The 18,739-nt window shown below is 67.6% G+C and carries 16 protein-coding genes and 2 pseudogenes; 11 read left to right on the top strand and 7 right to left on the bottom strand.

Annotated elements, in window-relative coordinates; genetic code table 11:
• Positions 1–180 precede the first annotated feature (180 nt).
• The 4 genes from BST10_RS09855 to BST10_RS09840 form a co-directional block, all read right to left on the bottom strand.
• Positions 181–1,347 carry a thiolase C-terminal domain-containing protein gene (locus tag BST10_RS09855; protein WP_083037601.1) on the bottom strand — a complete coding sequence of 389 codons (1,167 nt, stop codon included), beginning with the start codon at positions 1,345–1,347 and terminating at the stop codon, positions 181–183.
• Positions 1,348–1,597: 250 nt separating this feature from the next.
• On the bottom strand, positions 1,598–2,788 hold the full coding sequence (locus tag BST10_RS09850) for an OB-fold domain-containing protein (RefSeq protein WP_083037600.1): 1,191 nt from the start codon (positions 2,786–2,788) through the stop codon (positions 1,598–1,600).
• Between the two features lie 8 nt (positions 2,789–2,796).
• A complete protein-coding gene (locus BST10_RS09845; RefSeq protein ID WP_083037599.1) occupies positions 2,797–4,002 on the bottom strand; it encodes a CaiB/BaiF CoA transferase family protein in 1,206 nt (401 codons plus the stop codon).
• Positions 3,999–5,513, bottom strand: a complete 1,515-nt coding sequence (locus BST10_RS09840; RefSeq protein WP_083037598.1) for an aldehyde dehydrogenase family protein — start codon at positions 5,511–5,513, stop codon at positions 3,999–4,001. Before BST10_RS09840 ends, BST10_RS09845 begins: the two co-directional genes overlap by 4 nt.
• Positions 5,514–5,749: 236 nt before the next feature.
• Between BST10_RS09840 and BST10_RS09835 the strand changes: the two genes are divergently transcribed.
• The 4 genes and pseudogenes from BST10_RS09835 (at position 5,750) to BST10_RS09820 (ending at position 8,983) form a co-directional block, all read left to right on the top strand.
• Positions 5,750–6,451: an SDR family NAD(P)-dependent oxidoreductase gene (locus BST10_RS09835; RefSeq protein ID WP_083037653.1), complete on the top strand. Its 702-nt coding sequence runs from the start codon at positions 5,750–5,752 to the stop codon at positions 6,449–6,451.
• Positions 6,452–6,491: 40 nt separating this feature from the next.
• Positions 6,492–7,352 (top strand): mycofactocin-coupled SDR family oxidoreductase, encoded by an 861-nt coding sequence (locus BST10_RS09830; RefSeq protein WP_083037597.1) that lies wholly within the window; start codon positions 6,492–6,494, stop codon positions 7,350–7,352.
• Positions 7,353–7,394: 42 nt separating this feature from the next.
• A pseudogene (locus tag BST10_RS09825) lies at positions 7,395–7,580 on the top strand (ferredoxin); the annotation flags it as partial.
• Positions 7,581–7,642: 62 nt separating this feature from the next.
• On the top strand, positions 7,643–8,983 hold the full coding sequence (locus tag BST10_RS09820) for a cytochrome P450 (protein ID WP_083037596.1): 1,341 nt from the start codon (positions 7,643–7,645) through the stop codon (positions 8,981–8,983).
• A gap of 87 nt (positions 8,984–9,070) precedes the next feature.
• Here BST10_RS09820 and BST10_RS09815 read toward each other — a convergent pair whose 3' ends face one another.
• Complete coding sequence (locus BST10_RS09815) at positions 9,071–10,246, bottom strand: acyl-CoA dehydrogenase family protein (RefSeq protein WP_083037595.1); 1,176 nt, start codon at positions 10,244–10,246, stop codon at positions 9,071–9,073.
• On the bottom strand, positions 10,230–11,237 hold the full coding sequence (locus tag BST10_RS09810) for an acyl-CoA dehydrogenase family protein (protein ID WP_083037594.1): 1,008 nt from the start codon (positions 11,235–11,237) through the stop codon (positions 10,230–10,232). The genes BST10_RS09815 and BST10_RS09810 overlap by 17 nt, the downstream gene beginning before the upstream one ends.
• Before the next feature lie 283 nt (positions 11,238–11,520).
• On the opposite strand from BST10_RS09810, the gene BST10_RS09805 reads away from it, so the two are divergent.
• Genes BST10_RS09805 through BST10_RS09790 form a run of 4 tightly spaced genes read left to right on the top strand, consistent with a single transcriptional unit; the run spans position 11,521 to position 15,056 of the window.
• Positions 11,521–12,609 (top strand): amidohydrolase family protein, encoded by a 1,089-nt coding sequence (locus BST10_RS09805; protein ID WP_083037593.1) that lies wholly within the window; start codon positions 11,521–11,523, stop codon positions 12,607–12,609.
• Between the two features lie 28 nt (positions 12,610–12,637).
• Positions 12,638–13,780, top strand: coding sequence for an amidohydrolase family protein (locus BST10_RS09800; protein WP_013830412.1), 1,143 nt, complete (start codon positions 12,638–12,640; stop codon positions 13,778–13,780).
• The gene (locus tag BST10_RS09795) at positions 13,781–14,173 is read left to right on the top strand and encodes a Rieske (2Fe-2S) protein (protein WP_013830413.1); all 393 of its coding nucleotides are present in this window, start codon (positions 13,781–13,783) and stop codon (positions 14,171–14,173) included.
• Positions 14,174–14,189: 16 nt separating this feature from the next.
• On the top strand, positions 14,190–15,056 hold the full coding sequence (locus BST10_RS09790; RefSeq protein ID WP_083037592.1) for an alpha/beta fold hydrolase: 867 nt from the start codon (positions 14,190–14,192) through the stop codon (positions 15,054–15,056).
• A 5-nt stretch (positions 15,057–15,061) separates the two neighbouring features.
• Here the strand turns inward: BST10_RS09790 and BST10_RS09785 are convergent, their stop codons facing one another.
• Positions 15,062–15,532 carry a hypothetical protein gene (locus BST10_RS09785; RefSeq protein WP_083037591.1) on the bottom strand — a complete coding sequence of 157 codons (471 nt, stop codon included), beginning with the start codon at positions 15,530–15,532 and terminating at the stop codon, positions 15,062–15,064.
• A 29-nt stretch (positions 15,533–15,561) separates the two neighbouring features.
• Between BST10_RS09785 and BST10_RS09780 the strand changes: the two genes are divergently transcribed.
• The 3 genes and pseudogenes from BST10_RS09780 to BST10_RS09770 all read left to right on the top strand — a co-directional run bounded on the left by BST10_RS09780 (position 15,562) and on the right by BST10_RS09770 (position 18,739).
• Positions 15,562–16,860 (top strand): NADH-ubiquinone oxidoreductase-F iron-sulfur binding region domain-containing protein, encoded by a 1,299-nt coding sequence (locus tag BST10_RS09780; RefSeq protein WP_083037590.1) that lies wholly within the window; start codon positions 15,562–15,564, stop codon positions 16,858–16,860.
• Positions 16,857–17,051 (top strand): annotated as a pseudogene (locus BST10_RS09775) (ferredoxin); the annotation flags it as partial. The gene BST10_RS09780 and the pseudogene BST10_RS09775, both read left to right, overlap by 4 nt.
• Before the next feature lie 11 nt (positions 17,052–17,062).
• Positions 17,063–18,739 carry a thiolase C-terminal domain-containing protein gene (locus BST10_RS09770; protein ID WP_083037589.1) on the top strand — a complete coding sequence of 559 codons (1,677 nt, stop codon included), beginning with the start codon at positions 17,063–17,065 and terminating at the stop codon, positions 18,737–18,739.

Here is an 18,739-nt window from a genome sequence, read left to right as displayed (position 1 = left end):
GGCCGGCGACTCTCGCCGCTGGCCGGTGGGCCGATGCCGCCCTGCCGCAGCCTCCTGTTGGCTCTGCTCGCCGTGTTCCCGGTCCAGCGGTGGATCGGCGGTTGCCCCCAGCACCATTACCGCACCGCCGCCCAGTTATTGACGGTCACGTCAATGTGGATGGGAAGCGCCGCCGTGCCGCTAAGCGCCATCGCCGCCCCCTTCCACGATGGTGACCGCCGCCACCGCAGTTGGCCCTCCGATGTTGTGCGCCAAGCCGATCCGGGCGCCATCGACCTGATTGACCGCTGTCCCGCGCAACTGCTCGAAGAGTTCTACGCACTGTGCCACACCGGTGGCCCCCGGCGGGTGGCCTTTGGACTTCAAACCACCGCTGGGATTGACCGGCAATGCGCCACCGACACTGGTCACCTCGGCTTCGAGCAACTTGTGGGCTTCGAACCGTTCGGCGAAGCCGAGGTCTTCGTAGCTGATCATCTCCACACCGGTGAAATAGTCGTGCACCTCGGCGACATCGATGTCCGACGGCGTCAGCCCGGCCATGGCGAAGGCCTGCTTGGCGGCGCGCAATGTCGCCGGAAACGTCGTCATGTCCCGTTTGTGCTGATGCATCACCGCGTCCAGACCCAGCCCCACCCCGCGGATCCACACCGGCCGATCGGTGAAGCGATCCACCACGTCCTCGGCGGCCAGCACCAGGGCGGCGGCGCCGTCGCTCTGTGGGGCGCAGTCGTACACCCCGAACGGGGAAGCCACCATGGGCGCTTCGAGGGCCTGCTGCATGGTGATCTCGAAACGCAGCCGCGCGCGGGGGTTACTGGTTCCGTGCCGGTGGTTCTTCACCGCCACCATCGCCAGGTGCTCGCGGGTAGCGGGCGACTCGTGCAGATAGCGCCGTACGTGCAGGGCGAAACCGGCCGGCGCGACCAACCCAAGCGGGTAGTCCCACGCCATGTCGCGCGCGGTTTCCTCCCAGGCCCAGAGCATGTCCTTGGTGGCGGTCTCCCGCAGCTTGTCGGCACCGATCACCAGCGCCACGTCGACCGCCCCGGACGCGACGCCGAACAACGCGTTGCGGACCGCGTCATTGCCGGTGGCGCAGGAGTTCTCCACCCGCGTAACCGGTAGGTCGGGCAGTCCCAAGGTGTCGGCCAGGATCCCGGACGGAAAGCCGTCGGTGGTGCCCAGCGCCCCGAACCAGGCCGCCTGCACATCGGTTTTGGCCAGGCCCTTGTCCACGCTGGCGGCACACTCGGCGAAGGCCATCGGCAGTAGGTCCTTGATGCCCAGCGCGAAGTGCTCCCGGAACGGCGTCATCCCGGCGCCGACGATGGCTACGCGTCTCATGCGCCGTTCCTCAGCATCACTCCGTCCCGCGCTGCTTCGCAGCTGGGGACTCCGCTCTGCATCGTCGCCGGCGGTCTCATGCGCCGCTCCTCAGCATCACTCCGTCCCGCGCTGCTTCGCAGCTGGGGACTCCGCTCTGCATCGTCGCCGGCGGTCTCATGCGCCGCTCCTCAGCATCACTCCGTCCCGCGCTGCTTCGCAGCTGGGGACTCCGCTCTGCATCGTCGCCGGCGGTCTCATGCGCCGCTCCTCATGCGACAGCCTCGGGTTGTTCCGACGGGTCGAAGGGCTCGAAGGCGTATCCGTAGTCGGGCACCCCGGAGCGCACCGCGATCCGGCGCAGCACCAGCCGGCCCCGGTCACCGATCCAGGCGCTGCCGGCCGGCGCTCCCGTCACCTTCACCAGCGCGCGGACCGCCACGTCATCGAGCTCGACGATGACCAGCGAGTACGGGGTGGTCAGCCCGGGCACCGGGATCTGTACGGTCACCTCGGTATAGACCGTGCCGACGCGGGGCAGCTCAACGAGCTCGTAGTTGGTGCTCAGCGTCGAGTCGTCGCCGACGCGGTAACGCGGCGGGAAGTCGAGTTCGTCGCTGTCCGGATGCTTGCCCGCCTCCCAGCGGACCTTGGCTTCGAAGGCACGCTCGTAGGCGGCCAGCGAAATCGGCAGGTCCGCGCCGGGAGTGTGCACCCGCTCGGGGATCGGCCGGGCCGCCGGTTCGTGCCGGTGCACCGGCGCCTCGCCTTCGACGACGGTGATCCCGGACAAGTTGGCCTGCTCGGCCGCCAGCAGCGGACCCACCATCTGCGTCTCGGCCAACACCGCCAGCGCGAACAGCCCCGAGCTGGCACCGGTGGTCGGCAGCGGAGCGGGCTTACCGGTGCAGAGTTCCACCGCGCGGTCATGTTCCACCCCGGCGAGCATCACCGGTGTCTCCGCCCAGGCGGCCACCAGCGACGCCACCACGCCCCGCTCGTAGAGCAGTCGCGGGTCGCCGTAGTCGTGCACCACCCCGTCGTTGCGGGTGCGCACCGGCAGACTGCGGGCGATACGGGCTGCGGTCCGGATACGCAGTCCGTTCTCGGCGGTGAGCACCGCCGCGGCGCCGGCCGGGTCCAGGTCGACCCCGATGATCAGGGTGCGCGGCCGGGCCGAGCTGAGCGCGTCCAGGGCGGCCGGGGCGCCGCCGAGACGCTCGACCACCTCGAGTTCGGGATCGAGGCCCAGGCCGGCCAGCAACACCGCGGCGTTGCTGCTGTCGGTCAGCGGAAAGTCACGACTGACCACCACCAGGCGCTCCACCGCGCCACCGCCGGTCAACGCCGCACGGCCGGCCTCGACAGCCAGCGTGATGGCATCCTCGTCGTCACCGATCAGCCGGCGCTGGGGCGTTCCCCAGCACGGCAGGTAGGTACCGATCGAAGCTACGTGCGGCATCGCATGACCTAGGTGACCGCGCCGGCGGTCTTGAGTTCGATGATGCGGTCCCAGTCCAACCCGAGTTCTTCCAGGATCTCGTCGGTCTGCTCGGCGAACCCGGGCGCCGGGCCGGCCGCCGGGGCGGCCACGTCGAACTGCACCGGGTTGGCGACCAACTCGAGTTCGCCTGCCTGCACGATGTATTCGTTGGCGCGGATCTGCGCGTCCTGGGCGGCCTGCAAGGTGTCCTGGACCGGTGCCCACGGCCCGGCCAATGTGGCAAAGCGCTCACTCCACTCGGGCAGCGTTCGCTTGGACATCGCCTCGCGCAGGATTTCCACCGCCGCCGGGGTGTGCTCGGCGAACGACTGGGCGGTGGCGAACCGGGGATCGTCGATGTAGTCGTCGAGTTCCATGTGTCGGCACACATCCGCCCAGAATTTGGTGGGCTGCATCATCACGAACGAGATGTAGCGTTCGTCGGCGGTCGCGTAGACCCCGACCAGCGGGTTGATCGGCGAGCCGTGCACCCCGGGCGGCTGTTGGACCAGCCGTTCGCCCAGATGACTGGTCAAGGCGACGGTGTGGCCCATGGCCCACAGGCCGCTGCCCAGCAGGGACACATCCACCACCGACGGCTCACCGGTGCGCTCGCGCTTGAACAGTGCCGCCGCGATACCACCGGCCAGATTGGTGCCCGAGATGGTGTCACCGTAGGCCGGTCCGGGCGGCGCGATCATGCCCTCGATACCGGGCGGGGTGATGGTCGCGGCGGTGCCGGCGCGACACCAGAAGGCGGTCATGTCGTAGCCGCCCTTCTCCGATTCGATGCCGCGGGGACCCAGCGCGCTGCCCCGGGCGTAGACGATCTTCGGGTTGACCGCGCGGATGTCGTCGACGTCCATGGCGAACTTGCGGCGGTGACCGGGAAGGAAACTGGTGAGGAAAACGTCGGCGCGCTTTGCCAATTCGAGCAGCACCTCGCGGCCCTCGGGCGTTGACACGTCCAGCCCGATGCTGCGCTTGCCGCGGTTGGCGTGCTCGATGTTGGGGTTGGGGTCGCCCTCCACCCGCAGCATGCCGGTCTGCCGCAGCCCGCGCTGCGGGTCACCGGTCACCGCATGCTCGACCTTGATCACCTCGGCGCCCCACTCCGCCAGTACCGCACCGGCCGACGGGACGAACCCGTACATCGCGACCTCCAGGACGCGGACCCCCTCCAGTGGCCTCATTCGGCGGCTCCCACGGGTGCGGCGAAGGTCTTGGACTCCATGAACTCTTCGAGCCCGGCGACGCCCATCTCGCGGCCGATGCCGGACTGCTTGTACCCGCCGAACGGCGCGTCCGGGCTGAAGTAGTTGCCGCCGTTGATCGAGAACGTTCCGGTGCGGATCCGGCGCGCCACGGCCACCGCCCGGTCCTGGCTACCGAAGACCGCGCCGGACAGCCCATAGATCGAGTTGTTGGCGATGCGTACCGCGTCGTCGTCATCGTCGTAGCCGATGACCGCCAGCACCGGCCCGAAGACCTCTTCCTGAGCGATCTCGCTGTCCGGATCGACTCCTGTCAGCAGCGTTGGGGTGTAGAAGAAGCCGGGATCGACCTTCTCGCCCCCGGTCACCAGGGTGGCGCCCGCGGCCACCGCGCGCTGCACCATACCGTCGACCTTGTCGCGCTGCTTGGCGCTGATCAGCGGACCCATATACGTCTTGGGGTCGGTCGGGTCGCCGTAGCGCACATGCGAGAAGTTGGTCTTGATCAGCTCGACGATCTCGTCGTGATGACTGTTGGGCACCAGCAACCGCGACGTCAGTGCGCAGCCCTGGCCGGCGTGGGTGACCATCGAGAACGAGGCGAAGACCGCGGCCATGTTGAAGTCGGCGTCGTCGAGCACGATCGCCGCGGACTTGCCACCCAACTCCAGGAAGACCCGTTTGAGCGTCTCGCTGGCGGCGGCCATGATCGCCCGCCCGGTCGGGGTGGAACCGGTGAAGGTGACCATGTCGACGCCCGCGTCGGTGGTCAGTGCCGCGCCGACCGCAGGGTCCGACGAACTGAGCACGTTGACCACCCCGGCCGGGATGTCGGTGTGGTTGGCGATCAGCTCGCCGAGCGCCAGCGTGATCAGCGGGGTGTCCGGAGCGGCCTTGAGCACCACGGTGCACCCGGCGGCCAGCGCGGGGGCCAGCTTCGCCAAGGCCAGCTGGTTGGGGTAGTTGTAGGCGATGATCGCGGCGACCACGCCGGCGGCCTCTTTCTCAACCCAGCGGTGGTGCAGCATGCCGCGACTCTCGATGTTGCCGAGGTCCTCGGTCATCGGATAGTCCTTGAGCAGATCGGCGTAGTAGCGCACGATCGCGATCGGCTGGTCCAGCTGCGCGCCCTGGGTCAGCGCCGGGGTGGCGCCGACCTCGGCGATGGTCAACGCGGCGAATTCGTCGCGGTGCTCGATCAGTGCCCGGTGCAGCTGATCCAGGCAGCGCACCCGCAGCGCGACGTCGGTGGCCCAGTCGCCGGTGTCAAAGGCCCGCCGCGCCGCCGCGACCGCCGCCCTGGCCTGCTCGACACTGGCTTCGGGGGCGTAGCCCAGGACTTCCCCGGTAGCGGGGTTCAGCGAGGGGTAGGTCCGGTCCGCCCCCACCAGCTTGCCGTCGATCAGCAGGTGCCGGGCGGCGACGTGCTCGGCGGCGTTTGCACCGTCGGCACCATCGGTGATGGTCGCTGCCGTTTCCTGCGAACCCATGCAAGCCTCCCGCCGGGTAACTACATTCTCATGTGCGGCGAATCATACATCTCGAGAGGGAGAACTCAAGCCGGAAACGGAAGCCATCCATACCGCAGAACTGCACCACGGCAAGCCCGCGATGCGACATCATCCCTGTTGAGAGCGGTTTCGCCGGAACCTTGCCAGAAACAGTCGTACGAGAGTACGATTCTCACGACTTGGAAAGGGGATTCTTTGTGGCCGAGACGGACCTCGTGAGGACGGCTGTCGTGACCGGGGGCGCCTCGGGGATCGGCGCGGCGGTGGTGAACCGCTTGCGCGCTGCCGGCCACCGCGTGGCGATCATCGATCTCAAACCCGGCGACGACGAGCTGTCGTTCGCCGCCGACGTCACCGATCGCGGGCAGATCGATACCGCGCTGACGCAGATCCGCGAACAGCTCGGGCCGGTCGGCATCCTGGTCAACGCCGCGGGGCTGGACGGCTTCAAGAAGTTCAACCACATCAGCTTCGAGGATTGGCAGCAGGTCATCGACGTCAACCTCAACGGCGTCTTCCACACCATCCAGGCGGTGCTGCCCGACATGGTGGCGGCCGGCTGGGGACGCATCATCAACATCTCCTCGTCGAGCACCCACTCCGGAGTTCCTTATATGGCGCACTACGTTGCGGCCAAATCCGCAGTGAACGGCCTCACCAAGACCCTGGCCCTGGAGTATGGGCCCAGCGGGATCACCGTCAACGCCGTGCCGCCCGGCTTCATCGACACCCCGATGCTGCGCAATGCCGCCAGCCACGGATTCCTCGGCGACATCGATGACAACATCGCCCGAACCCCGGTGCGCCGCATGGGCAAGCCCGAAGACATCGCGGCAGCGTGCGCCTTCCTGGCATCCGAGGAGGCCGGCTACATCACCGGGCAGATCCTCGGCGTCAACGGCGGCCGCAACACCTGACACTGCCGATACCGACGGTGCATCAACGAAAGGAACAGCTGTGGGACGCGTTGCCGGAAAGGTCGCATTCATCACGGGGGCCGCTCGCGGGCAGGGGCGCAGCCACGCGCTGCGACTGGCCGAGGAAGGCGCCGACATCATTGCCGTCGACCTGTGCCAGGACATCGAGACCATCGGCTACCCGATGGCCCGGCCGGAGGACCTCGAAGAGACCGCCAAGCTGGTCGAGAAGACCGGGCGCGGCATCGTCACCGCGCAGGCCGACGTGCGCGACGCGGCGGCGCTGAAGACCGCGCTGGAGGCCGGGCTGGCCGAATTCGGCAAGCTCGACATCGTCGTCGCCCAGGCCGGTGTGGCCGGCATGAAGGGCAACCCGCCGCTGCAGGCCTGGATCGACGTCATCAACACCAACCTGGTCGGCACCATCAACGGCATCCAGGTCGCGCTGCCCCACCTGGGCGAGGGCGCCTCGATCATCGCCACCTCGTCGGCCGCCGCGCTGATGGACGCTCACCAGAAGGCCAACCCCGGCAACGACCCGGGCGGCATGGCCTATATGACCTCCAAACGCCTGATGGCGCAGTACGTGCACGACCTGGCCACCGAGTTGGCGGTACGCGGCATTCGCGCCAACGTCATCCACCCGACCAACTGCAACACCGACATGCTGCAGAGCGAGCCGATGTACCGCTCCTTCCGGCCGGATCTGGACCACCCGACGCGCGCCGACGCCGAGCCGGTCTTCTACGTGCAGCAGGCGATGAAGGTGCCGTTCATCGAACCCGAAGACATCTCCAACGCGGTGCTCTGGCTCGCGTCCGAGGAGGCCCGGTACGTCACCGGCATGCAGTTGCGGGTGGATGCCGGTGGATATCTCAAGTGGTACGACTACCACGTCTGAGGCGTGACTGACGCAGATTCGCCCGTGTTCGATAGGAGCAGCATGAAAGTTTGGGTTGACCCGGAGCGCTGTCAGGGCCACGGCCTGTGCAAGATGATCGCGCCGGATTCCTTCGACCTCGACGACATCGACGGTCACTCCACTGCCGTCAGCGAAGACGTCGTCGCCGGACAACAGGAAGTGGTGATCGAAGCCATGCGATCGTGCCCGGAACGCGCGATCTTCGTCGACGGAAAGGACTCCACCGGCCAGGTCGCAACCGGTGCGGGGCAGCCAGATTGGACTGCGCAGTGAACGAGCAGAAGAAGCAGCGCTACTACTACTTCGACCGCCATGCGCCGGAATACCGTGATCGGTTCCTCGACATCACCGACGAGATGCAGGCCAAGTGTCCGATGGCCTGGACCGACACCTACGACGGCCACTGGGTGGCGGCCGGCGCCGCGGAGGTATTCGAACTGGCCCGGTGCCCACATGTCTCCAACGACCACGACATCAACAACGAGCGTCGGGGCTACAAGGGCATCTCCATCCCGCCGGCGAAGCGGGCACAGGCCCGCGGCGGCGTGCTCGAAATGGACGGCGAGGAACAGCAGTTCTACCGCGAGCTGCTCAACCCGTACATGTCGCCGGCGGCCATCAAGCGATGGATTCCGTTCATCGACGAGGTCACCCGCGCCGCGATCAACGAGAAGATCGAGGAAGGCCAGATCGACTTCGTCGACGACCTGGCCAATGTGGTGCCGGCCGTCTTCACGCTGGCGATCCTCGGTATCCCGCTGAAGAACTGGACGATCTACTGCGAACCGGTCCATGCGGCGGTGTACACCCCCGAGCACGACCCCGACTCGGTGCGCGTGGCCGAGATGCACCGGCAGATGGGCTTGGACCTGGCTACCAACTACTTTGAGGTCAAGCAGAATCCACGGCCGGGAATCGTCCACGCGCTCACCCAGGCGGTGCGGAACGGTGAACCGATTCCCGACATCGACGGCCTGTCGATGGTCGGCGTGGTGATCGGGGGCGGATTCGACACCACCACGGCGCTGACCGCCCACAGCCTGGAGTGGCTGGGCGAGCACCCGGAGGAACGGGAGCGCCTCAGTCGCGAGCGGGAGAAGCTGTTCAACCACGCCACCGAGGAGTTCCTGCGCTACTTCACGCCGGCCCCCGGCGACGGGCGCACCTTCTCCGACGATGTCGAGGTGGCCGGAGTGCAGGTCAAGGAGGGCGAACGGCTGTGGCTGTCCTGGGCGATGGCCAACCGTGACCCGTCGGTGTTCGAGGACCCCAACCGCCTCATCATGGACCGGAAGGGCAACCGGCACTTCAGTTTCGGTCTTGGTGTGCACCGCTGCATCGGCTCACACGTCGCCCGTGCCGTGTTCAAGTCGATGATGCTTGCGGTGCTCGACCGGATGCCGGACTACCGCTGCGATCCGGCCGGCGCGGTGCACTACGACACCATCGGTGTCATCCAGGGCATGCGGCATCTGCCGGCTACCTTCACCCCCGGCAAGCGCATCGGCCCGGGGCTCGACGAGACGCTGGAGAAGCTGCAGCGGATCTGCGACGAGCAGGGGGCCGCCCGGCCGATCACCGAGCTCAAGGAATCGGTGGTCATCGACTGAGTTTCGTGCCGCCACTGTGCGGTTTCGTACGCGACATACCGCGGGGTGCGTACGAAACCGCACAGTGGGCGGAATACTCGGCGAAGGTCAGCCGCGCGGCAGTCCCAGCACCTGCTGGGCGATGAGATTGCGGTGGATCTCCGAGGTGCCGCCGGCGATGGTGCCCGAGAAGCTGCGGGCATGACGCTCGAACCAGCTGGCGAAATAGCTGTCGAGGTTCATCGGCGCATACGGCCCTGAATTCGCCGGATGGACCAGGCCGGCCGCCCCGGCCGCATCCAGCGCGTGGCCCGAGGCGAACATCTCGGCTTCGGAGCCGAGCAGCTTGAGCACCGACAGCGCGGGCACATCCTCCTCGCCGCGCGAGGCCCGGGCCAGCGCCCGCGACCCCAGCAGGCGCAACGCCTGGTAATCCATGATGGCCGTGGCGAATTGATCACGCTGCAACGCATCGTCGGGGCGGAAGTCGGCGATCACGTTGTCGAGCCGGTCGGCGAAGCCCAGCCACATCATGGTGCGTTCGTGCCCCAGGGATCCGTTGGCCACCCGCCAGCCACCGTTGAGCGGGCCGACCAGATTGCCGGCCGGCACCCGCACATCGGTGAAGAACACCTCGTTGAAGTCTTTGTCGTCGATGCCGCAGATCGTGGGGAACGGGCGACAGACCACGCCGGGCGTGTCGGTGGGGATCAACAAGACGCTGATGCCCTTGTGTTTCGGAGCATCGGGATCGGTGCGCACGAATGTCAGCAGCACATCGGCGTCGTGGGCGCCTGAGGTCCACACCTTCTGTCCGTTGACGATGAAGTCATCACCGTCACGGTCGGCCCTGGTCCGCAACGACGCCAGGTCCGAGCCGGCGCTCGGCTCGCTCATGCCCAGCGACGCGGTGATCTCGGCACGCAGAATCGGCACCGCCCAGCGCTGCTTCTGCTCGTCACTGCCGAAGGAAAGCAATGAGGCCGCAATGATGTTGACGCCCTGCGGATTGAAGCTGTGATAGATCCGGCGCCGACACAGCTCCTCCAAATGGACGAACTGCTGCAGCAGCGTGGCGTTGCGACCGCCGAATTCCGGTGGGTTTCCGGGCAGCAGCCAGCCGTTGTCGAACAGCAACCGCTGCCAGCGGCGCGCCCAGTCGGGCATGTGGGACACCGACCGTGGCCGCTCCGCGGTGTCGGCCTCGTCGGGAAGATTCGCGTCGAGGAAGGCCGCGAATTCGGCGCGGAATTCTTCGACCTCGGGATCAAATGTGAGTTGCAAGGTATTCCTCGGCGATGGTCGCGCGATGCTGTGCGGCACCGCCCAGCATCAGCTCACCGGCTTTGGCTCGCTTGAGCGCGAACTGCAGGTCGTTCTCCCAGGTGAAGCCCATCGCGCCGAACAACTGCAGCCCGTGCCGGAATACCACCGACTGGCATTCTCCGGCGGCCGCCTTCGCCATCGCCGAGGCCATCCGGCGCCGCGGGTCGTCCGCCGCGATCGTGAGCGCCGCGAAATACGCCAGCGCACGGGCCCGCTCGATCGCGACATGCATGTCGGCCGCCTTGTGCTGGACGGCCTGGAACGAGCCGATCGGCACGCCGAACTGCTGACGGCCGCGTACGTGCTCGAGCGCCAGGTCGAGGATGCGCTGACAGGCGCCGACCATGGTCATCGCCATCCCGGTCAGCGCGACATGGCGCGCCCGGTCGATGTCGACCCGCATCCGGGCACTGTCGGGCACCTCGACCCCGGCGAAGGACACATCGGCCACGTGCAGCGTCGGGTCGAACACCGCGGACTTCCGCGTGGTCACCGCGGCGGCGTCCACCACGAACACCCCCGCGTCGGCGACCACCGCCAGCCGATCGGCCCGGTCACCGTCCAGTACGTGCAGTGCGGTTCCGTCCAGCACCCAGCCGGCGGCATTGCGGTGGGCGCTCACGCCGCCGAGAACCGCCGCCCCGGTGGAGCCGTCCGGTCGATGGTGCTCGCCGACCAACGGCGCGAACTGGGTCATGGTGGCCAGAAACGGCGTGGGATCGGTGGCGCGGCCGAGTTCTTCGAGAACGATCGCGAGCTCTACCGCGGTTTCCGGCTCGTGCAACTCGGTCCAGCCCAGATCGACATAGACCTTCCACAACGAGTCGACGGCACCGTCGTCTCCACCCTCGGCGATACCGCGCACCAACGACGGCGAGCACTGCTTGCCCACCACGTCGCGCACCGTGCCCTGCCACAGTCGCTGATCCTCGTCAAACTCCAACAGCATTGCAGTCACCTCCTCCACAGCCCGATCGAGAATAACATTCTCGTTAGTGAATGTAATGATCTCGTCGCGAGATACCGCGCTATCACAACGTATCGCGCGGTTACCGTAGCCGTGGCGGCGCCCGCCTGCACCGGCTCCGCGACAAGACTGCGAGAATCCAGTTCTTGCAAGCAAAGAATACAGCTATACAATGGTCGGCATCGGGACTCGGGTTCCCGGTGACTCTGCACGGCGCGCCCCGCGGCGGGCGCGGACTCGGGCGATACGGCGAAGGGCGGCGTAGATGATCGAAAACCCGGACGGCAGCCGCACCCCCGTCATCGACGCCAGCGTGCACATCTTCGCCGCATCCAACAAGGACCTGCGCGGTCACCTGCGCGAGCCGTACCGCAGCCGGGGATTCCCGGACTACGAGATGGACTGGTACGGAGCGCCGGGCGGCGAGTACGCTCCCGGCACCCAGGGGCCCGACGGCCAATACCCAGGCTCGGATCCCGAGGTGGTCGCCCAGCACCTGTTCGCCGATCGCGGGGTCGATGTGGCGGTGCTGCACCCGATGACCCGCGGCGTCATGCCGGATCGGCAGCTGGGGTCGGCGCTGGCCGCGGCACACAACGAAATCCTGGTGTCGCGCTGGTTGGACCACAGCGTGCACGGCGAGCGCTTCCGCGGCACCATCCGGGTCAACCCCGACGACATCGCCGGGGCACTGCGCGAGATCGACCGGTGGAAGGACCATCCTCGGGTGGTGCAGATCGGCGTTCCGCTGCAATCGCGGGAACTCTTCGGCAAACCCCAGTTCTGGCCGCTGTGGGAGGCCGCCATCGACGCGGGCCTGCCGGTGGCCGCACACATCGAGGTGGGCTCCGGCGTCGCCGCCTCCCCCACGCCGTCCGGGGTGCCCCGCGTCTACGAGCACTACGTCAGCTTCATGGCGTGCAACTACCTGTACCACCTGATGAATATGATCGCCGAGGGCGTCTTCGAGCGGATGCCGTCGCTGAAGTTCGTCTGGGCCGACGGCGCCGCGGATCTGCTGACGCCGTTCATCTGGCGGATGGACACCTTCGGCAGGCCACACCTGGAGCAGACGCCGTGGGCGCCGAAGATCCCCAGCGACTACCTGCCCGACCACGTGTTCTTCGTGCAGGGCGCCATGGACGGTCCCGGGGACACCGACTTCGCCGGCGAGTGGTTCGGCTTCACCGGCAAGGACGACATGGTGATGTACGGATCGAGCTATCCGCACTGGCAGCGCAACGAAGTGAGCGTGCCGAGCACGTTCAGCGCCGAACAGCGCGACAAGTTGTGCTGGCGCAACGCCAGTCGGCTCTACGGCATCGACGTACCGGCCCCCGCGGGCGCACACTAGAGAACAGTTGGGATCAAGGGAGATCACCATGACCGTGACAGCCACAGAGCGCAAACCGGCGGCGGAGCGCATCGCGGTGCGGTGTGTGGACTCCGATGTCCACCCGGTGCCGCGGCGCGGCGAACTGACCCAGTACATCCCGGAGCCGTGGCGCAGCAAGTACTTTCTGACCCGGCGCATCGGTGAGCAGATCTACTACGACGCACCGGACTACGCGCACGCATTCGCCATGCGCGTCGACGCGTTCCCGGCCGACGGCGAATTCCCGGGTAGTGATCCGGAGTTGGCGTTCAAGCAGCTCATCATGGAGGCGGGCTCGGACTTCGCGATCCTGGAGCCTGCCGCCTACCCGGCCCGCTTTCCCGAAGCGCAGCATGCGATGTCGTGTGCGCTCAACGACTGGCAGGCCAACCATTGGCTGGACAGCCACAACAACTGGCACCAGCGGTGGCGCGGCTCGATCTGCATCGCCATCGAGGACCCGGCGGGGTCCGTCGCCGAGATCGAGAGGTGGGCCGGGCACCCCTACATGGCCCAGATCCTGATCAAGGCCGAGCCGCGGCCGTCATGGGGCGACCCCAAGTACGACCCGATCTGGGCGGCGGCCACCAAACACGACATCACCGTCAGCTGCCACCTGTCGCGTAGCCACCATGAAGAGCTGCCGATGCCGCCGGTGGGCATGCCCAGCTACAACCACGATTTCATGGTCACCTACTCGCTGCTGGCGGCCAACCAGGTGATGAGCCTGGTGTTCGACGGCGTCTTCGACCGCCACCCGAACCTGCGCATCGTGCTGGTCGAACACGCCTTCACCTGGATCCTGCCGCTGATGTGGCGGATGGACGCCATCTATGAAGCACGCAAGTCGTGGCTGGACATCAAACGCAAGCCCAGCGAGTACGTCAAGGACCACATCAAGTTCACCACCCAGCCGCTGGACTACCCCGAGGACAAGACCGAGTTGACCCGGGCGTTCGAGTGGATGGAGTGCGAAAAGATCCTGCTGTACTCCTCGGACTACCCGCACTGGACCTTCGATGATCCGCGCTGGCTGGTCAAGCATCTACCGAAGGCGGCTCGCGAAGCGGTGATGTTCAAGAACGGCCTCAAGACCTACCACCTTCCGGACACGGTCCCGGCCCTCGAGGGTCAGGTGCGGGTGTTCTGAATGAGCGAAGAGAAACAGCGGCCCCGGCTGGCCCAGGGCCGCGAGCACATCGTTGCCACCGTCGACGAAATCCCGCCCGGCACGCGTAAACTCGTACCGATCGGCCATCACGGCGTCGGCGTGTACAACATCAACGGGACGTTCTACGCGATCGCGAACTTCTGTCCGCACCAGGGCGGCCCGTTGTGTTCCGGGCGGCTGCGCGGCCGCACCGTGGTCGACGAGAGCGCGCCGGGTGACGCCGCCATGGTCCGCGACCTCGAATACATCTACTGCCCTTGGCATCAATGGGGTTTCGAGCTCGCCACCGGCACCACCGCGGTCAAACCCGAGTGGAGCATCCGCACCTATCCGGTGCGGGTGGTGGGCAACGACGTCCTGGTCCAGGCCTAGCACACAGGAGCAATCGGTGGCCTCTGTCGAAATCAACGGCGGAAACGTTGTCTACGAGATCCTCGGCGACACCGGCGATCTGATCGTTCTGACCCCCGGCGGCCGGTTCTCCAAGGAGATTCCCGGCCTACGCCCGCTGGCCGATGAGCTCGTTGCCGGCGGCTACCGGGTGCTGTTGTGGGACCGCCCCAACTGCGGTGCCTCCGATGTGCAGTTCTACGGCCAGTCCGAATCGCATATGCGAGCGGAGACCCTGCACGGCCTGCTCACCGCCCTGGACACCGGACCTGTCATCCTGGCCGGCGGCTCGGGTGGTGCGCGGGACTCGATGCTGACCACCATGCTCTACCCCGAGTTGGTCACCAAGCTGGTGCTGTGGAACATCGTCGGCGGCATCTACGGCACCTTCGTACTGGGCTCGTACTACGTGGTCCCCAGCATCCTGGCGGTGCGCGGCGGCGGCACCCAGGCGCTGCCGGCCATGCGCGAATGGCAGGAACGCATCGAGGAGAATCCGGCCAACAAGCAGCGACTGCTCGACATGGACAGCGACGCATTTCTCAAGGTGATGCTGCGCTGGCTCAACGCGTTCGTATCCAAGCCGGGCCAGACGATTCCCGGAGTCGACGACGAGATGTTCGACCGCATAACGGTTCCCACACTGATCATCCGGGGCGGCGAGAACGATTGGGACCACCCGAAGCGCACCTCACTGGAGGTGAATTGCTTGATCAAGGGATCCGAGCTGATCGACCCGCCGTGGCCGGAGGACGCCTGGGAGCGGGCCGCCGAAGAGCGAGCCGCGGGAAAAGTGAGTCACTTCAACATGTTCGACACCTGGGTGCTGGCCGCCCCGGCGATCCTGGAATTTTTGGGGCGCTGATGGCCTCAACGGGTGTGGATGTGAACCTCGCAGTTCAGCGACGCCTCCAGCGCGGTGTGGATACGGCTCTCGCCGACCCGCGCCACGTCGGCATCGGCCAGCGTCACATGGACGACGTCGAGGCCGTCTGCTCCCGGGGTGCGGCCGATCTCGCCGGTCAGTCCCAGGCCCGCGAGCACCCCGAGCGCGTCGTCGTCGGTACCCCGGCTCACATAGGTCACCACGCCGGGCACCGGTTCGGTACCGAACGCTTTGGCGCACAATCGCATTCCGACATCGATGATGTCGGCGTCGGTGCCGGCGATCAACAATCGAACGTGGCGCCGCCCCGCCGGCATCGCCGCAACGTCGGTCTCGACCAGGTCGGCGCCGGCCGGCACCACCAGATCGCGCAACGTCGCCATCCCGGCCCTCAACTGCTGCTGTGTCAGTTGTCCGGCCGGGTCGACGTCGATGCGCACTACCGCGGTTCTCACGACCGCGAGCCTAACCAAACGAGGTGGCAATGACGACAACTGCGGCAAGCCCGGACATCACCGTCGCCGCTTGGCCGGGCAGCGAGCCGCGACTGCTGCGCGACGGCGTCGAGGACGGCGCGGCCTACGTCGCCGCCGGCGGCTACCGGACGCTGTCGGATGCCGACACACTCCTCGACGAGGTGGACCGCAGCGGGTTGCTCGGGCGCGGTGGCGCCGGGTTCCCGCTGGGGGTCAAGTTGCGCTCGGTGCGCGCCGCCGCCGCCCGCCGTGGCCTCGACGCCGTCGTCGTCGCCAACGGCGAAGAGGGGGAACCGGCATCGATCAAGGACCGCTGGCTGCTGCGCAACCGCCCGCACCTGGTGCTCGACGGCTTGCGGCTGGCGGCCGCGGCCGTGGCGGCCACCCGCACCTACGTCTACGTCTCCGACCCGGCAGCGGCCCGCAGCATCGAGGCCGCGCTGGCCGAGATCAGCACGGAAACCATTGCCGGGCCGCCGGTCAGCGTGTTCACCGTCGACGCCGGCTATGTGGCCGGCGAGGAGACCGCAGCGGTGCGTGCCATCAACGGCGGTCCGGCCAAGCCGACCGACAAACCGCCGCGGCCCTACCAGCGGGGGGTCGCCCAGCGCCCGACCTTGGTCTCCAACGTCGAGACGCTGGCGAATCTGCCGTATCTGCAGCGGCACGGCGCCGTGGCGTTCCGCTCAGCGGGCACCATGGCGTCGCCGGGAACCTTTCTGGCAACGGTGACCGGTGGCGGGCTGGCCCCGGTGCTCTACGAACTGCCGCATGGTATCGAGATCGGCGAATTGCTCGAGTTCCACGGGATTTCGCTCGGCCAGGTGCGCGGGCTACTGATGGGCGGTTACTTCGCCGGCCTGCTCAACCGCGACGGATTGGCTGCCACCCTGGACCACGAGACGCTGCGCGCCGGCGGCAGCGGCCTGGGCTGCGGGGCGATGGCCGTTCTCACCGACGATTGCCCGGTGGCGGTCGCCGCCTCGGTGCTGGCCTATTTCGGCCGGGAGAACGCCGGACAGTGCGGGTCGTGTTTCAACGGCACCGTGGCGATGGCAGCAGTGGCCGAGGCGCTGCGGGACGGGATCGCGACCGCCGAGGACGTCGAGCGACTGCAGCGGTGGGCCGGGGTGCTGCCCGGGCGCGGCGCCTGCGGGACGCTGGACGGTGCCACCACGGTGGCGGCCAGCCTGCTCACCCGGTTCCCGGAATTGGTGGCCGAGCACCTTGCCGACAGCTGCGACACCTGCCGCGGCGGCGCCTACCGGGCCGACCGTCCCTACGCGATCGAGGAGGTGACGGCATGAAGATCCGACTGGATCGCACGATGTGCGACGGGTTCGGCTACTGCGCCAAACACGCGCCGAAGTACTTCTCGCTGGACGACTGGGGCTATGCGTCGCTGACCGGCGACGGCACCGTGGACGAGGCGGATGAGCGTGACGTCATGCGTGCCCTGCTGGACTGCCCGGTGCACGCCATCATCGAGATCACCGAGGACGACGACCAGTGAGCGCACCGGGACGACCGCTGCCGACGGTCACCTTGGACAACGAGTTCTTCTGGACCGCAGGCGCCGACGGAGTGCTGCGGATGCAGGAATGCCGGGACTGCGCAGGTCTCGTCCATCCGCCGCAACCGGTCTGCCGCCACTGCCGTAGTCAGAACCTGGCAGTGCGCGACCTGTCCGGGCGGGCCACCCTGGCCGGGTTCACCGTCAATCACCGGTTCAGCCTGCCCGGTATGCCGGCACCGTATGTGGTGGCACAGGTGGCGATCAACGAGGATCCCCGAGTTCGCCTGACCACCAACATCATCGATTGCGATCCGGACGGTCTGGAGCTCGGCCAGCAGGTGGAGGTCGCCTTCGAGAACATCGACGACGTCTGGCTGCCGCTGTTCCGGCCGGTGCCGGCCGGAGCAGACGGCGCGGCAGGTTCAGCGCCCAAGCCGCTGCCCGAGGACGAGATCGCACCCGAGGACTTCGCGCGACACGTGCGCCCGATGGTGACCACCGAGAAGTTCGAGGACAAGGTGGCGCTCACCGGCATCGGGATGTCGACGCTGGGACGCCGGCAGATGGTGCCGCCGCTGTCGTTGACGGTGGCGGCCTGTAATGCGGCGATCGCCGACGCCGGGCTGAGCATCGACGACATCGACGGACTGTCGACCTATCCCGGTGGTGGTCTACCGGGTCCGTTCGGCGAGGGTGGGGTGACCGCGCTCGAGGCGGCGCTCGGTCTCCGGCCGACCTGGCACAACGGCGGCATGGAGACGTTCGGTCCGGGCGGATCAGTGATCGCCGCCATGCTGGCGGTGGCCACCGGGCTGGCGCGGCACGTGCTGTGCTTCCGGACGCTGTGGGAAGCCACCTACAACGAACTGATGAAGCAGGGCAAGGTCGCCCCGCTGGGCGGCGCTCGCACCGCGAGCTGGCAGATGCCGTTCGGGGCGATCTCGGCGGCGCACACGCTGGCGCAGAACGCCCAGCGGCACTTCCACCGCTACGGCACCACCCGCGAGACGCTGGGCTGGATCGCGTTGAACCAGCGCGCCAATGCCGTCCTGAACCCGACAGCGATCTACCGCGACCCGCTGACCATGGACGATTATCTGTCCGCCCGGATGATCACCACACCGTTCGGGCTCTATGACTGCGACGTCCCGTGCGACGGCGCCGTCGCGGTGATCGTGTCCGCGGCCGACGCGGCCCGTGATCTGGCCAAGCCGCCGGTACTGGTGGAGGCGGTCGGCACTCAGATCCTCGAGCCGATCGATTGGGACCAGAGCACGCTGACCCATGAGCCGCAGGTGCTGGGCCAGGCCGCGCACCTGTGGTCGCGGACCACCCTGCGCCCAGCCGATGTCGACGTCGCGGAGCTCTACGACGGGTTCAGCTTCAACTGCTTGTCGTGGATCGAGGCACTGGGCTTCTGCGGCATCGGTGAGGCCAAGAGCTTCCTGGACGGCGGGGCCAACATCGCCCGCGACGGGGTGCTTCCGCTGAACACCCACGGCGGGCAGCTCTCCCACGGCCGCACCCACGGGATGGGACTGATCCACGAAGCGGTCACCCAGTTGCGGGGCGAGGCCGGTGCACGCCAGGTGAGCGGCGCCCGCGTAGCGGTGACCAGCAGTGGCGGGCTGACTCCCAGCGGGGTGATGTTGCTGCGGGCCGACTCGTGA

It is taken from the genome of Mycolicibacter algericus DSM 45454, from assembly GCF_002086455.1.
Taxonomy (GTDB): domain Bacteria; phylum Actinomycetota; class Actinomycetes; order Mycobacteriales; family Mycobacteriaceae; genus Mycobacterium; species Mycobacterium algericum.
The sequence above is the reverse complement of the archived record's forward strand: the minus strand, read 5'-3'. Positions and strand labels throughout refer to the sequence as shown.

What these genes read in the sequence shown, in the direction of transcription:
- BST10_RS09855 (WP_083037601.1), bottom strand. Translation starts at nt 1,347, where the DNA reads ATGAGACGCGTAGCCATCGTCGGCGCCGGGATGACGCCGTTCCGGGAG.
- BST10_RS09850 (WP_083037600.1), bottom strand. Translation starts at nt 2,788, where the DNA reads ATGCCGCACGTAGCTTCGATCGGTACCTACCTGCCGTGCTGGGGAACG.
- BST10_RS09845 (WP_083037599.1), bottom strand. Translation starts at nt 4,002, where the DNA reads ATGAGGCCACTGGAGGGGGTCCGCGTCCTGGAGGTCGCGATGTACGGG.
- BST10_RS09840 (WP_083037598.1), bottom strand. Translation starts at nt 5,513, where the DNA reads ATGGGTTCGCAGGAAACGGCAGCGACCATCACCGATGGTGCCGACGGT.
- BST10_RS09810 (WP_083037594.1), bottom strand. Translation starts at nt 11,237, where the DNA reads ATGCTGTTGGAGTTTGACGAGGATCAGCGACTGTGGCAGGGCACGGTG.
- BST10_RS09805 (WP_083037593.1), top strand. Translation starts at nt 11,521, where the DNA reads ATGATCGAAAACCCGGACGGCAGCCGCACCCCCGTCATCGACGCCAGC.
- BST10_RS09800 (WP_013830412.1), top strand. Translation starts at nt 12,638, where the DNA reads ATGACCGTGACAGCCACAGAGCGCAAACCGGCGGCGGAGCGCATCGCG.
- BST10_RS09795 (WP_013830413.1), top strand. Translation starts at nt 13,781, where the DNA reads ATGAGCGAAGAGAAACAGCGGCCCCGGCTGGCCCAGGGCCGCGAGCAC.
- BST10_RS09780 (WP_083037590.1), top strand. Translation starts at nt 15,562, where the DNA reads ATGACGACAACTGCGGCAAGCCCGGACATCACCGTCGCCGCTTGGCCG.